The sequence below is a fragment of the Sorangium sp. So ce131 genome (genome assembly GCF_051519095.1).
In the GTDB taxonomy this organism is placed as follows: Bacteria; Myxococcota_A; Polyangia; order Polyangiales; family Polyangiaceae; genus Sorangium.
Map to the genome: position 1 here is coordinate 12,386,627 of NZ_CP150455.1, position 14,559 is coordinate 12,401,185.

Annotated in this window: 13 protein-coding genes; 10 read left to right on the forward strand and 3 right to left on the reverse strand. The window is 74.4% G+C overall.

Annotated features, from left to right (window positions below; translation table 11 throughout):
• Positions 1-100 precede the first annotated feature (100 nt).
• On the forward strand, positions 101-1,024 hold the full coding sequence (locus WMF43_RS45075) for a DUF4351 domain-containing protein (protein ID WP_437674659.1): 924 nt from the start codon (positions 101-103) through the stop codon (positions 1,022-1,024).
• A gap of 117 nt (positions 1,025-1,141) precedes the next feature.
• On the opposite strand, the gene WMF43_RS45080 is transcribed toward WMF43_RS45075, so the two are convergent.
• Entirely contained in the window at positions 1,142-2,296 is a 1,155-nt protein-coding gene (locus WMF43_RS45080) for an FAD:protein FMN transferase (protein ID WP_437674660.1), read from the reverse strand.
• Between the two features lie 105 nt (positions 2,297-2,401).
• On the opposite strand from WMF43_RS45080, the gene WMF43_RS45085 reads away from it, so the two are divergent.
• The gene (locus WMF43_RS45085) at positions 2,402-3,589 is read left to right on the forward strand and encodes an amidohydrolase (RefSeq protein ID WP_437674662.1); all 1,188 of its coding nucleotides are present in this window, start codon (positions 2,402-2,404) and stop codon (positions 3,587-3,589) included.
• 110 nt (positions 3,590-3,699) lie between these two features.
• Here WMF43_RS45085 and WMF43_RS45090 read toward each other — a convergent pair whose 3' ends face one another.
• Positions 3,700-4,284: a hypothetical protein gene (locus tag WMF43_RS45090; protein ID WP_437674664.1), complete on the reverse strand. Its 585-nt coding sequence runs from the start codon at positions 4,282-4,284 to the stop codon at positions 3,700-3,702.
• A 281-nt stretch (positions 4,285-4,565) separates the two neighbouring features.
• Between WMF43_RS45090 and hemE the strand changes: the two genes are divergently transcribed.
• The 7 genes from hemE to WMF43_RS45125 all read left to right on the forward strand — a co-directional run bounded on the left by hemE (position 4,566) and on the right by WMF43_RS45125 (position 13,983).
• A complete protein-coding gene (gene hemE / locus WMF43_RS45095) occupies positions 4,566-5,615 on the forward strand; it encodes a uroporphyrinogen decarboxylase (protein ID WP_437674666.1) in 1,050 nt (349 codons plus the stop codon).
• Between the two features lie 129 nt (positions 5,616-5,744).
• Positions 5,745-6,530, forward strand: a complete 786-nt coding sequence (locus tag WMF43_RS45100; protein WP_437674668.1) for a class II glutamine amidotransferase — start codon at positions 5,745-5,747, stop codon at positions 6,528-6,530.
• 1,022 nt (positions 6,531-7,552) lie between these two features.
• On the forward strand, positions 7,553-8,452 hold the full coding sequence (locus WMF43_RS45105) for a GGDEF domain-containing protein (protein ID WP_104986242.1): 900 nt from the start codon (positions 7,553-7,555) through the stop codon (positions 8,450-8,452).
• A 41-nt stretch (positions 8,453-8,493) separates the two neighbouring features.
• Entirely contained in the window at positions 8,494-9,879 is a 1,386-nt protein-coding gene (locus WMF43_RS45110) for an aspartate aminotransferase family protein (protein ID WP_437674670.1), read from the forward strand.
• 95 nt (positions 9,880-9,974) lie between these two features.
• On the forward strand, positions 9,975-11,219 hold the full coding sequence (locus WMF43_RS45115; protein WP_437674672.1) for an acyl-protein synthetase: 1,245 nt from the start codon (positions 9,975-9,977) through the stop codon (positions 11,217-11,219).
• Entirely contained in the window at positions 11,219-12,361 is a 1,143-nt protein-coding gene (locus WMF43_RS45120; RefSeq protein WP_437684215.1) for an acyl-CoA reductase, read from the forward strand. The genes WMF43_RS45115 and WMF43_RS45120 overlap by 1 nt, the downstream gene beginning before the upstream one ends.
• Positions 12,362-12,429: 68 nt before the next feature.
• Complete coding sequence (locus WMF43_RS45125) at positions 12,430-13,983, forward strand: GAF domain-containing protein (protein WP_437674673.1); 1,554 nt, start codon at positions 12,430-12,432, stop codon at positions 13,981-13,983.
• A gap of 27 nt (positions 13,984-14,010) precedes the next feature.
• Here the strand turns inward: WMF43_RS45125 and WMF43_RS45130 are convergent, their stop codons facing one another.
• On the reverse strand, positions 14,011-14,154 hold the full coding sequence (locus WMF43_RS45130) for a hypothetical protein (protein WP_437674675.1): 144 nt from the start codon (positions 14,152-14,154) through the stop codon (positions 14,011-14,013).
• Positions 14,155-14,256: 102 nt separating this feature from the next.
• On the opposite strand from WMF43_RS45130, the gene WMF43_RS45135 reads away from it, so the two are divergent.
• Positions 14,257-14,544, forward strand: a complete 288-nt coding sequence (locus WMF43_RS45135; RefSeq protein WP_437674677.1) for a (2Fe-2S)-binding protein — start codon at positions 14,257-14,259, stop codon at positions 14,542-14,544.
• Positions 14,545-14,559: the final 15 nt, after the last annotated feature.

Here is a 14,559-nt window from a genome sequence, read left to right on the forward strand (position 1 = left end):
GCACCGCGGGGCGCCCCGCGGCGCTCCGGGGAAGATCCCTGCGTCGCGCGCGCCGGCACGCCGCCGCCTCTCGCGACGTCGTCGTGCTACCCTTCTCGCCATGGATCCCAAGCCGAATGGCGCCACGCTCCTGCTCGCCCCGGCCGCCCGGGGCGGCGCGAGCGCCCGGCTCCCGCCTTCGGATTCGCAGCGCGCCCGCTTCCCGCCGGTGGACGAGCACCTCGTGAAGCCGGAGGTCACGCGCGACGAGATGATCCGCGGGCGCAAGGTCGTCGCGGCGCCGTCGCTCGAGCCGCACGCCGAGCAGCAGGTGCGGCTGGATTTCCTGATCGCACCGCACCTCCAGCCCGGTTTCATCGGCGCGGCCGACCTCATTACCCGCGTCGACGAGGGCTCGGATTTCGCCACCGACCTCTCCGTCCGGAGGGCGGGGACGGACCCGGTGACCGGGCGCCGTTACCTGGAGGAGCTCTCGTTCGAGATCGTCAACGAGCAGTCGATGCGGGACGTGCGCGAGAAGGCGGAGGATCTCATCGCCCGGGGCGTGCGCCGCGTCTTCGCCATCTTCGTGAAGCGCGGTGAGGTCGCGGAGTGGTCCGCGGCCGAGGCGCGGTTCATTCCGCTCGCACCCGACGCGACGATCGAGGATCCGTGCCTGGTGCGTGCGGTCCCTGTCCGTGCGTTGCTCGACGGAGCGACGGCCGAACGCGAGGTGATCCGCGCGCTGGAGCGCAAAGGCAACCCGGAGCTCGAGGCCATCAAGGCCCGCGAACGCCAGGCGGCGCTCGACGAGGGCCGGCGCTCCGGCCTCGACGACGGCAGGCGCTCCGGCCTCGACGAGGGCCGGCGCTCCGGCCTCGACGAGGGCCAACGCGCCGTGCTGCTGCGCCAGCTGCGGGTGCGCTTCGGAGAGGTGCCCGAGGCGGCGCGGACGCAGGTCCTCGCTGCGTCCGGGGAGCGGCTCGAGGTGTGGGCCGAGCGGATCCTCGTCGCCAGGACGCTGGACGAGCTCTTCGAGAAATGAAGCGCCGCCGCGCGACCAGCCCCGGCGCCTGAACCACCGCCTCGCGCGCGCCGGCCGCCTCGCGCGCGCCGGCCACCTCGCGCGCGCCGGCCACCTCGCGTGCGCCGGCCGCCCCGCCTATAACCCGTCCGTCGGCTGGCGGAGCACCTCGACCTTCCCGCCGAGCCGCTTCGACACCCACACCTTGTTGTTCCGGTCGACGATGACCGCCCCGCAGTCGTCGATCGACTCGACGAGCTCGAGCCCCTTCTCGGGCCCGAGGATGAACACCGCGTCGTCGACGGCGTCCGCGGTCAGCGCGTCCTTCGCCCAGATGGTCACGCTCCGGCTCTCGGACGCCGGGAACCCCGTCCGCGGATCGATGATGTGGTGGTAGCGCCTGCCCTCCTTGATGAAGCTCCGCTCGTAGTCGCCCGCCGTGGAGAACGCGTGATCCTCGACCTCGATCATCGCGAAGTAGTCGTTCGTGTCCTTGCCGCGCGGGTCCCGGATACCCGCCCGCCACGGCGACCCGTCCGGCTTCTTCCCGGCGATGTAGAGATCGCCGCCCGCCTGGACCAGGAACGACGAGAGCCCCTCCGCCCTCAGCACGCCCGCCGCGGCGTCCACGGCGTAGCCCTTCGCGATGCCGCCGAGGCTCATCCGCATCCCCGGCTTGCCCAGCATCACCGTGCGCTGCGCCCGATCGATCTTGATCTGCCGGTAGTCGATGAGCGCCCGCGCCCGCTCGACGTCGTCCCGGCGCGGCACGTTGTCGTCGATGTCCTCGTCGAACTTCCAGAGCCCGTGCATCGCCTCGAAGGTGATGTCGAAGACCCCCCCGGAGCGCTCGCTGATCCAGAGGCTCTTCTCGATGACGGCGAGCGACTCCGGGCTCACCGGGACCGCGCCCTTCCCAGCCGACGTGTTGACCCGCGACAGCTCGCTGTCCGGCCGCCAGGTCGTCATGAGCGCCTCGAGCCTCCGGATCTCGCCGATCGCCTTCTCCAGCCTGGACCTCACCGCCGCCTCGTCCATCGCCGCGCTCGTGTAAGCGGCGAGCACGAGGCTCGTGCCCATCGCCCGCGCGTCGACCGCGACGCGCGCCGGGCTCGCCGGGGGCGACGCGGCGCTCGCGGCTGGTGACGCGGCGCCGGTGGCCGGCCCTGCCGCCGCGGCCGTGGAGGCCGCCGGCGCGCCCTCCTTGTGCGCGCGCCCGGGCGCGTCACACGCCGCGGGCGCGAGGAGCGCCGCGAGGGAGAGGAGGAGCGAAGAGCAGCGCGGTCCGTTCATTCGAGGATCCTGACTCCGTGGGAGGGCTGGCGGCGGCGACGCCCGCCCGCCGGAGCCACCATGGCCCAGGCGGGCCGCGGGGATCCAGGGTAGTATCGCCCGCCCATGAACCTCGATCCGAGCCGTATCCAGCGGGACATCGACGACCTCTCCCCCGAGCTCCGCGAGGTCGCCGCGCGCATCCACGCGAACCCCGAGCTCCGGTTCGAGGAGCACAAGGCCGCGGCGTGGCTCGCCGAGGCCGTCGAGAAGAAGGGCATCCAGGTCGAGCGCGGGCTCGCCGGCATGCCCACCTCGCTGCGCGCGCGCGTCGGGCGGGGCGAGGGCCCGCACCTCGCCATCCTGGCCGAGTACGACGCCCTCCCGGAGATCGGCCACGCCTGCGGGCACAACCTGATCGCCGCGGGGGCGCTCGGCGCGTTCCTCGCGCTGGCGCGGCAGAAGGACGCCCTGGCCGGCACGATCGATCTGGTCGGGACGCCCGCCGAGGAGGGCGGCGGCGGCAAGATCCGGCTGCTCGAGGCCGGGGCGTTCGAGGGCGTCGACGCCGCGATGATGTTCCACCCGTTCGACCGCGACCTGCTCGCCCACGACACGCTGGCGAGCACCTGGCTGGAGCTCCAGTTCCGCGGCAAGCCGTCGCACGCCGCGCTCGCGCCGTGGGACGGGAACAGCGCGCTCACCGCCTGCCTCGACACCTTCCGGCTGATCGACGGCCAGCGCGTCCACTTCCGCGACGGCGTCCGGGTGCACGGGTTCATCAAGAACGGCGGGCAGGCGGTCAACATCATCCCGGAGGTCGCGGTGGCCGAGTTCTCGGTCCGGGCCCTCGACACCGAGGAGCTCGCCCGCGTGCAGGCGATCGTCGAGCGCTGCGCCCGCGGCGCGGCCATGGCGAGCGGCGTGGAGCTCGCGATCGTCGTTCAGGGTGGGTACAAGAACATGGTCAACAACCGGCAGATGGCGCGCCGCTTCGGCGAGCACCTGCGCGCCCTCGGCCGCTCGCCGGTCGACATGGACCCCGCGGTCGGCACCGGCTCGACCGACATGGGCGACGTGTCCCACGCGCTCCCCGCGATCCACCCCTGGATCGCGATCTGCGGGAAGGGCGAGACGACCTGCCACCAGCACGCGTTCGCCGCGTGCGCCGCGAGCCCCGCCGGCCAGGACGCGATGCTGATCGCCGCCAAGGCGATGGCGCTGACGTGCGCGGATCTCCTGCTCGATCCCGAGCTCCGGAGGGGCGTGCGCGAGGAGTTCGCGCGGCGCAGGCCCGGCGCCGGCGCCGCCTGAGCCGCCGGCGCGTCGGCTCTCGCCTGAGCCGCCGGCGCGTCGGCTCTCGCCTGAGCCGCCGGCGCGTCGGCTCCCGCCTGAGCCGCCGGCGCGCGGCGGCCCCTGCGCGCTCAGCCGTCGTCCTGCAGCGGGTTGCCGAGGTCGTCGAGCATCCCGGTGCCGCCCTCGATCGGGATCGCCCGCGCCAGGGCCACCCGCTCCAGCACCATCGACAGCGCGAGCTTGTCCCCCACGTCCGGCAGCCACGTGCGGGACCCGTCCCAGAGGTCCAGCCGGATGCCGCTCGACGGCTTGTCCTGCTTCGCGGCGCCCCTGCCGCTCCCGCCCGCCTGTGCGGGCGGCACCGACATCCGATCGATCTGCGACCACGCGAAGCGCCGCACGCGCGGCAGCCCGAACCCGAGCAGCTCGCGCAGCTCGATCCCGTCGGGGTGCACGACGACGCCGCGCATCTGCTCGCGCAGCACCGCCGCGAGCGCGCTCACGAACAGGATGATGGCGCAGACGCTCGAGGACACGAGCCGGTGGCGATCGCCCTCGACCACGTACTGGAACACCGCGGAGTTCGACGGAGCGTTCTGGCCGTAGACGATCACCGCCGAGACCGCGATCGCGAAGGTGAAGTAGAGCAGCGCGGGCAGGCGCTCCTTCAGCGGCGGCCCGAACGCGATGCGCTTCTCGGGCCTGTAGGTCATGTCAAAACCGGGAGGTCTGGAAGGACGCGCCATGGTCCTAGTCTACACGGCGGAGGCGCTGGCGCTTGGGTCCCCCCCGGCCGCCCGCCGCGGCGCGTCGCCAGCTGCCGCAGGCGCTTCGCCAGCTGCCGCGGGCGCTTCGCCAGCTGCCGCAGGCGTGTCGCCCGCTGCCGCAGGCGGTTCAACCGATTGCCGCGCTCCCAGAAACCGATTGCCGGGCGGTGGCCGAACGGACATGAAGGTACGCCCCGACGCGACCCTCGACCCTTCCGGAGCCTTCCATGCACGATCGCTTCCTGCGCGCCTGCCGGCGTGAGCCGACCGATGTCACGCCCGTCTGGTTCATGCGCCAGGCGGGCCGCTACATGGCCGAGTACCGGGAGCTCCGGAAAAAGTACACGCTGCTCGAAATCTGCAAGACGCCCGAGCTCGCCCTCGAGGTGACGCTCCAGCCGCTGCGGCTCGGGATGGACGCGGCGATCCTCTTCGCCGACATCCTGCTGCCGCTCGAGCCGATGGGCGCGCCGTTCGAGTTCGCGAAGGGCGAGGGCCCGGTGATCCACGAGCCCGTGCGCGACCGGGCCGGCATCGAGCGGCTGCGCGTCTTCGAGCCCGAGGAGGGCCTCGGCTACGTGCTCGAGGCGGTGCGGCTCATCCGCAAGGAGCTCGACGGCAAGACCCCGCTCATCGGCTTCGCCGGCGCCCCGTTCACGATGGCGAGCTACCTCGTCGAGGGGGGCAAATCGAGCGACTACCGCCTCACGAAGCAGCTGATGTGGAGCGATCCCGAGGCGTGGTCGGCGCTGATGGGCAAGATCTCGGAGGTCGTCCGCCGCCTGCTCCGCGCGCAGGTCGCCGCGGGCGCGCAGGCGGTGCAGCTGTTCGACTCGTGGGTCGGCTCGCTCTCGATCGAGGACTACCGCGAGCACGTGCAGCCGCACGTGCGGCACATCCTCAAGGATCTCGAGTCCACCGGGGTGCCGGTCATCCACTTCGGCACGAACACCGGGTCGCTGCTCGAGGCGCAGCGCGACGCCGGCGGCACGGTGATCGGCGTCGACTGGCGCACGCCGCTCGATCAGGCGTGGCGGCGGATCGGACACGATCGCGCCATCCAGGGCAACCTGGATCCGCTGCTGCTCTGCGCGCCGCGCGAGGTGGCCGAGCGCCGCGCGCGCGCGGTGCTCGCCGAGGCCGGCGGGCGCGCGGGGCACATCTTCAACCTCGGCCACGGCATCATCCCGGAGACGCCGGTCGACACGGTGAAGGCGGTCATCGACCTCGTCCACAGCGTCCCGCGCGCGTCGCTGCAGGGCGACCCCGCGCGGTAGGGCCGCGGCGCTGCGGCGTCGCTCGACGAGCGCGACCAGCGCGACGCGCCGCGGCGCGGTCGCGCCGGCGCCTCGCGATCGCTCGGCGCCCTCGGTCCCCCTCCGTGGTGATATCGTACAGCGGCGAGCATGTGCGAGCTCCTCGGCATGGAGTGCAACGTCCCGACCGACATCGTCTTTTCTTTCAACGGGCTCAGGCACCGGGGCGGCCGCACCGGGCCCCACGCCGACGGGTGGGGGCTCGCGTTCTTCGAGGGGCGCGCCGCGCGCGTGTTCCTCGACCCGAGCCCCGCTGCGGAGAGCCCGCTGGCGCGGTTCCTGAGCGAGACGCCGATCAAGACGCTGCTCGCGATCGGCCACATCCGGCGCCGCACGCGCGGCGACGTGCTCCTCGCCAACACGCACCCGTTCGTGCGGGAGCTCTGGGGACGCCACTGGGTCTTCGCGCACAACGGCACGCTGCCTCGCGTCCGGCGGCGCGCGCTGGGCCGCTTCAACCCCATCGGCACGACCGACAGCGAGCACGCGTTCTGCTACCTGCTGGAAGGGCTCCGCAGCGCGTTCCCCGGCTATCCGCGCCGGACCAGCGAGCTCTGGGAGGCGATCGCGGCGCTCGGCGGCGAGCTCGGCAAAGACGGCACGTTCAACTTCCTGCTCGGCGACGGGCGCCACCTCTTCGCCCGTTGCGCCACCCGGCTCTGTCACATCGTGCGCAAGGCCCCGTTCGGCGTCGCAACGCTCGTGGACGACGACGTGCGCGTCGACTTCTCGACCGTCACGAGCCCGAACGACCGCGTCGCCGTGGTCGCGACCACCCCGCTCACCGCCAACGAGACATGGATCCCAGGGCGCCCCGGCGAGCTCTGGGTATTCGACCGCGGAGAGCTGCGCGCGACGCTCCCCTCGCTCGCGTGACCCGCTCCAATCCAGGCTCGGGAGCTTCGCCGCGGATTTCAGCGAAGACGGAGCATCTCCACATCTCGTGGAGCATGACTTCGCAGGAGCCATCTCTCGCGAACGCAGGACGCCCGCCCCAGCGGCGGCGCTGCGCAACCTGAAATGGAAAAACGTCGCGGCGGACCTGGGGGGGGAAGGTCTCCGCCGCGACGCCTGACTATCCTACGCACCTCGTGTGCCAAGTCAACCAACCGGCGCTGCTCGGCCAATGGCCAGCGCGCGTCGCCGGGCGGCGCAGCGGCGTGCGGCGACGTCTGCCGACGTCCGCGGACATGCACCGGCGTCCGCCGGCGTCCGCCGACGTCCGCCGACGTCCGCCGACGTCCGCCGACGTCCGCCGACGTCCGCTTGCGGCGCGCGCATCGCCCTGCGCGCAGCGCTCAGTTCAGCGTTGTGATGCGCCCTGGTTTTGAGGCAGAACTCGTGGACGATCCTCGCGCAAGAGCGCGGGCATGTCAGCCGAACAGACACATCGTGCCCCAGCGAACTATTCTTTGTCCTGCCGGCTCAACGGTCTGCCGGATGGGTGGCGGCGCGCCCGGAGAACGCATAGAGAGAGCCGCGTCGTCGGTGACGCGGGTTGCGCGTGGCAACGCGGCGGCGCGTTCACCGCGACGCGGGCGCACAATGCCCCACAGGGCGCACGAGCGAGCACAGGGGATGTGGGGCCTAGCAAGCGGCGGCGGGGGTGGGACGGCGTGTGGGGAACAAGCCGAGAGCGTGGAAGGGGACAGCGGAGCGCAGAGGACGACGTACGCCGCTGTCGGTGTGGGGGGGCGGAAGAAGCACCGAAGACGGCTCCGCCCGGATGGCCGTCTTGACGGGAGTCGGGGCATGTCAGTAGCCTTTGATGTTGGGCGAGCTAAGGCATTTCGAGCCGTCGGATCGCGACCGAAGAGCCGCGCCCGGGCAGGTTCCGTCTCGGAGAGTGCTCGCAAGGTGGCGAGGCTAGGTCGCACGACGGGTTGGGCTGAGCGCGCGTGAACGACTTCGACGAAAAGACTCGTGTAACGCAGGTGGTCCAGCCCCCACCGGGCGGCGGCAGCAAGAACACGACCGACTGCCTGGTCGTGATCTACACGAAGGAGCCCACGCTGCTCGGCAAGCGGTTCGTGCTGGAGCACAACCCGACGCGCGTCGGCCGAGGGGCGGACAACCACATCGTGCTCGACGGCGACTCCGTGTCACGACGGCACGCCCATTTCGAGCAGCGGCCGAGCGCCTGGATGGTCGTCGACGACGGGAGCACCAACGGGACGTACTGCAACGACGAGCAGATCTCCCGCGAGGTGGTGCTCAAGAACGGAGACCGGGTGAAGATCGGCCCCACGATCTTCAAGTTCCTGTCCGGCGCCGACGTGGAGGCGCAATACCACGAAGAGATCTACCGGATGACCATCATCGATGGTCTCACGCAGATCCACAACAAGCGCTACCTCTACGAGGCGCTGGAGCGCGAGATCATCCGCGGCCGCCGCCACGAGCGGGACCTCGCGATCCTCCTGTTCGACATCGACCACTTCAAGCGCATCAACGACGTCCACGGCCACCTGGCCGGCGACTTCGTGCTGAAGGAGGTCGCGCGCATCGTGCAGAGCCGCATCCGCCGCGATGAGGTCTTTGCGCGGTACGGCGGCGAGGAGTTCGCCATCATCCTGCCGGAGACCTCGATCGAGGGCGCGGCGGCGCTCGGCGAGACCCTGCGGCAGAAGGTCGCCGAGCACCTCTTCGTCTTCCAGGCCGACAGCATCCGCGTGACGATCAGCGTCGGCGTGGCGCTGCTGCAGGAGGGCGATCGCACCGCGAACGACCTGATCAAGCGCGCCGACGAGCGCCTCTATCACGCGAAGAACAGCGGGCGAAACCGGGTGTGCGCCTGAGCGCGGGGCCCCCGGCTCACCGCGACCTGCAGAGGGACACGATGCCGAACAGCGACGCGCCGCTGCCGGCGGCGCCGGGCGAGAGCGACCAGGGCCACGAGCTGGACGAGCGCGCGGAGCTGCCCGAGATCGTGGCGCCGCCGCCGGGCCCCCGGTCGCGGAGCGCCCTCGAGCGGCTCGAGCGCGTCGAGTGCCCGGCGTTCGGGCGCCGCCGCGAGGCGCGGGCGCAGAAGAGCGGCGCCGAGATGCTGCCCATCGTGCTCGCGCACGGGCGCGGCTCGAACATCCACGACGTCGACGGGAACCGCTACGTCGACCTCTGCGCGGGCTTCGGCGCGCTGCTGCTCGGCCACGCGGCGGCGCCGGTGCGGCGCGCGGCGGAGGCGCAGCTGTCCCGGCTGACGCTCGCCCTCGGCGACGTGTACTCGGCCGACGTGAAGGTCGCGCTCCTGGAGCGGCTCGCCGCGCTGCACCCCGGGCCCTCGCCGATGGCGCTGCTCGGCCAGAGCGGCAGCGACGCCGTCACGGCGGCCATCAAGACGGCGGCGCTCGCGACGGGGCGGCCGGGGCTCGTCGCCTTCGAGGGCGCGTACCACGGCCTCGGGTACGCGCCGCTCGCGGCCTGCGGGCTGCGCGAGAGCTACCGGGCGCCCTTCGCCGAGCAGCTCAACCGGCGCGTGACGTTCGCGCCGTACCCCCGGGACGAGGCGGGCGCCGCGCGGTCGATCGACGCGGTCGAGGCGGCGCTCCGCGGCGGCGACGTCGGCGCGGTGCTGCTCGAGCCGATCCTCGGGCGCGGCGGCTGCGTCGTCCCGCCGGACGGGTTCGTGCGCGCGATCTGCGACGCGGCGCACCGGCGCGGCGCGCTCGTGATCGCCGACGAGATCTGGACCGGCCTCGGGCGGTCCGGGGCCGTGACGCGCACGGGCGCGATCGGCGCGCCCGCGGACATCCTCTGCTTCGGCAAGGGGCTCGGCGGCGGGCTCCCGATCTCCGCGTGCGTGGCGCCCGAGCCGATCATGCGGGCGTGGGCGCGCGAGGCCGAGGTGGTGCACACGTCGACGCACTCCGGGTCCCCCCTCGCGTCGAGCGCCGCGCTCGCGACGCTCGACGCGCTCGACGCGGGCCAGCTGACCGCGCGCTCGCGCGACGTGGGCGCGCGCTTCCAGGCGACGCTGCGGGGGTCGCTCGCGGGCGCCGCCGGCGTCGTCGAGGTGCGCGGCGCCGGGCTCATGGTCGGCGTCGAGCTCGCGAGCCCCGAGCTCGGGCTGCGGGTGATGCGCGGCATGCTGGCCGAGGGCTACCTGGTCCTCACCGGCGGGGCGCGCGGCGAGACGCTGACGCTCACGCCGGCGCTCACCATCCCCGAGCCGCTGCTCTCGGCCGCAGCCGAGGCGCTCGCGCGGGTGCTCGCGGCGCCAACGTAGGCGCGAGCGCGCGCCTGCACCCACGGCGCCAGCGCCAGCGCCAACATAGCGCGCGCGCGCCTACGCCCAGGCCGGCGCGTGCTATCCCCGTCGCCGTGGGACCGACAGACCAGGGCGAGGCGCAGCAAGCGAGCGAGGCGCTGCACCGCCGCGCGCGGGCGTTCATCGAGGCATCGCTCCTGCCGGGCGCGCCGGGCCCGCCCGGAGGCGGCGGCGCGGCCCCCGCGGCCTCGCGGGAAAGCGCGGCGGACGCGCGCGGCGCGCCGGACGCGCCGCGCGACACGCCGGAGACGTTCGACGCGCTCGCCCTCGCCCTCGCCCGACACCAGGCGGCGCGCTGCGCGCCGGTCGCCCGCCTGTTCCGGGCGCGCGGGGTGGACGTGGACGCGCTGCAGCGCGCCGAGCAGATCCCGGCGGTGCCGTGCGACGTCTTCCGGTTCGCGCGCGTCGCGGTCCACCCGCCGGAGGCGGACGAGCGCGTCTTCCGCACGAGCGGCACCTCGCTCGGCGCGGCGTCCCGCGGCGAGCACGCGTTCCGCACCACCGCGACCTACGAGCTCGCCGCGCTCGCGTGGGGCGAGCGCCTGCTGTGGCCCGATGGAGATCGGCTCCGGGCGCTCATCCTCGCGCCGCCGCTCGACGAGGTGCCGGACTCGTCGCTCGGCTTCATGATCGATCGCTTCGCCGCGCGCCTCTCGGGGCCGGCGAGCTGGCACGTGCGCGGCGGCGAGCTCGACGCCGCGGGGTTCGCCCGCGCGTGCGGCGAGGCGCGCGCCGCGGGCGAGCCGGCGATCGTGCTCGGCACCTCGTTCGCGTTCGTGCACCTGCTCGAGGCGCTGCCGCCCGGCGGCGCGGCGCTGCTGCCGGAGGGGAGCCGGGTCATGCAGACCGGCGGCTACAAGGGCCGCTCGCGCGAGGTGCCCGCGGAGGAGCTGCGGGCGTCGATCGCGCGGGCGCTGGGGGTGCCGCCCTCGCACATCGTGGGGGAGTACGGCATGACGGAGCTCTCCAGCCAGCTCTACGAGGGCACGCTCGCCGCGGCGCTCGCGCGCGCCGGCGGCGCCGGGGCGGCCGCGCGCGAGGCGCCCCGGCGCTACCTCGCGCCGCCGTGGGCGCGCGTCACCGCGGTGGACCCGGAGACGCTCGCGCCGCTGCCCGCCGGGGCCGTCGGGCTCGCGCGGATCGTGGATCTGGCGAACGTCGACTCGGCCGTCGCCATCCAGACCGCCGACCGCGTGCGCGTGACCGACGAGGGCGTCGAGCTCCTCGGCCGCGCGTCCGGAGCGCCGCCGCGCGGCTGCTCCATCGCGCTCGACCAGATGCTCGGCGGCGGCCCGTGATGGACGCCGGCGCGGCGCGGCGCGCCCGGGTCGAGCGCGCGATCGCCGCCGGCGCGCGGATCGCCGACCCGCGCGACCCGCTGGGCGAGGAGGCGCGCCGCCGGCTGCCGCTCACGAGCGGCCTCTCCCCCGAGGGCGTCGCGCTGGCGCTCGGACGCCACCTCGAGGTCGACCCGACGCGCGGCGAGCTCGACGCCCTCGTCGCGGCGTCGGGGCGCGCGCGCCGCTGTCATGTGGTGCTGGCCGCCAACGTCTGCACGGCGCCGCTGCGGGCCATCGCGGTCGCGACCGCGACGGCGCCGGAGGTCTTCGTGCGCCCGTCCCGCCGCGACCCCGTCGTCGCGGAGCTCCTCGTGCGTGCGCTGCAGGCCGACGAGGCCTTCGCCCGCGCCGGCGGCGCCGTCGCGCTCGTCGCCGACCTCGATCTCGGCGGCGCGGCGCCGCGCGCGCCCGGCGACGCCGGCGAGGGCGCCCTCGGCGACGCAGAGCGCGCCGAGGCGCTCGCCGAGCTCCACATCTACGGGACGGACCAGACCGTCGCCGCGCTGCGGGCGAAGGCCGGCCCCGGCGTCATCGTGCGCGGGCACGGCGCCGGCCTCGGGATCGCCGTCGTCGGCCCCGGCGCGGCGCTCGCCGAGGCGGCGCGGGACATCGCCGGCGACGTCGTGCCGTTCGATCAGCGCGGCTGCCTTTCGCCGCGCTTCGTCCTGGTCGAGGGGCCGGCCGAGCGCGCGGAGGCGCTCGCGCGCGCCCTGCACGAAGCGCTCGGAGAGGCCGGCGCGCGGATCCCGCGCGGGCCGCTCGACGGCGCCGCGCGCGCCGAGATCGCCATGTACCGTGCGACGCTCGAGGCCGTGGGCTCGTTCCTGGAGGGCGACGGGCACGGCGTCGGGCTGGATCCTGCGCCGCGCTCGCTGCTGCTGCCGCCCGCGGCGCGCGTCGTCCACGTGGCGGCGAGCAGCGCCCAGGCCGCCCCTTCGCTGCTCGCGCCGCTCCGCGGGGCGATCACCGCCATCGGCGCGGGCGGCGGCGGGCAGCTCGCGGCCGCCGCTTCCGCCGTGGCCCCGCGGGCCCGCGTCTCGGCGCTGGGCGCGATGCAGCGTCCGCCCCTGGACGGACCCGTCGACCTGCGGACGCTCTGATCCCGGCACGCCGGCCGACGGCGCGCGGAAAGTGCGCTCCAGAGGCCGTGTATGATAGCGATCGTCGTATGTCGTCGCGCACCGATCCGAAGGCGACCCATCCGCCCACGGAGCTCGAGGCGATCGCGAGCCCGCCCGAGGCGCCGCTCGACGCGGAGCGCTCCCCGGGGACACCTCGGGACAGCGCGCCGGACGGGCCCGGCGCGGGCCGCGGCCCCTCCGCGCCGCGCGCTCCGGGCGACGGCGCGGATCCGGGCGACGGGGCGCCGCCCTCGGTCGCCTCGGCGAGGATCCAGGTGCGCCGCGAAGAGCGCCTGGATCTCGTCCTGGAGTACCTCGCCTTCGTGGCGAAGCCGATGCCCCTGTCGCTCCTGCTCGACGAGGCGCCGCAGCGGATCGCCGCGATCCTCGGCGCCGACGTGGCCTCGCTCTACCTGCTCGAGGGCGACGGCGACGAGCTCGTGCTGCGCGGCAACGTCGGCTTCCCGCGCGAGGCGCGCGGCACGGTGCGGCTCCCGGTGGGGCAGGGCATCACCGGCATGGCGGTCGAGTGCCTGCGCCCCATCTCGGTCGTCCAGGCGACGGAGCACGAGCGCTACCGCGGGTTCCCCGAGCTCCAGGAGGAGCGGTTCCCCGTGTTCCTGGCCGCCCCCATCCTGGGCAGCGGCCGCCCGCTCGGCGCGCTCGTCGTCCAGCGGGCGGGGGATCAAGCCTTCACCGCGCGCGACGTCGAGCTCGTCATGGCCCTGACGGCGCCGATCGCGGCCGGCGCGCGCCACGCGCAGGTGCTCGACGAGCTGCGCGACCGCCGGCGGCGCACCGGCGGGGGCACACGCAAGGTCACGCTGCCGGGGCTGCCCGTCGTCCCGGGGCGCGCGCTCGGCGCGATCGCGGCCCTGCGGCGGCCAGCCAGCTCGTCGCTCGGCTCCCAGCAAGGCCGCGGGGATCCGAAGCTCCTGCGGCTCGCCTTCGACATCGCGGAGAAGGCGCTCATCGACCTCAACGCCCGCGCGGCGCGGCGCGGGCTCGCGCAGGAGGCGGCGTTCCTCTCGACGTACCTCCTCATGATCGGGGACGGTCGCCTGCGCGCGCGCGCCTTCGAGCTCACGGCGAGCGGGCGCAGCGTCGCGCAGGCGCTCGGGACCGTCGCCCGCGAGGTCGCGCGGGCAGCGAACGGCATCGTCGGCGACCCGTTCCTGCAGGACCGCGCCCGCGACATCGAGGACCTCTGCGACGCGATCCTGATGCTGGCGACCCCGGACGCGCGGGCCGAGCTCCCCTCGAAGGCGGTGCTCGTGGGCGACCAGCTGACGGTCTTCGACCTGCTGATCTCCGCCCGGGCCAACCCGGTCGGCGTCGCGCTGAGCGACCGGTCCGGGCCGCGCTCGGTCGTGCTGCTCCAGCTCCTCGGCGTCCCGTCGATCGTGGAGGTGGCGGGCGCATTCCGCTGGGCGTCGCCCGGCGACGTCGCGCTCCTCGACGCCGACCATGGATTCCTGGTGATCAACCCGTCCCGGGCCGAGGTCGCGACCGTGCGCGCGGCGCGGCGCAAGGGTCCCCCCGCGCCGGCGCGCGTCGACGAGGACCAGGACGACGACGAGGAGGACGAGCCGGCGAACTGAGCGCCGGGCTCCGCCGGCGCTCGCGGCTCAGCTGCGGGGCTGCGCGCCTGCGGCCGGCTCGGCGGCCGGCGTCTGCTGGGCGCTCGCCAGCTCCTTCTTGGCGCGCCAGTTCGCCAGGCGCTTGGTGTCGCGTCGCTTCTTCTTGGCTCTCACTGCGGGTTTCTGCGGCATGTGGGGCATATAGCCGCTCGCGTCCCCCGGGGGAACCCCGTACCGGCGGCGCGCCGGCGCCTTCGCTGCGGCGACGGCGGCGCGGCCGACTAAGCTAGGCGCATGAAGACACTCGTCTGCCGCTGCGAGGACGTCACCTTGCACGAGCTCGAGGCCGCGATGGACCGCGGCTACAAGGACATCGAGTCCGTGAAGCGCTACACGGGCTTCGGCACCGGCTGGTGCCAGGGCAAGTGGTGCCTCGCGCTCTGCGCTCGGCTCATCGAGGAGCGCGGGGGCGACGTGCAGAAGCCGATCACGCCGCGCCCCCCCTACCACCCCGTGTCGCTCGCCGCGCTCGCCGGGCTCGACGAGCTCGGCCTCCGCGGCGGCGGAGGGCACGACCGCTAGAGACCCGGCCGCGCC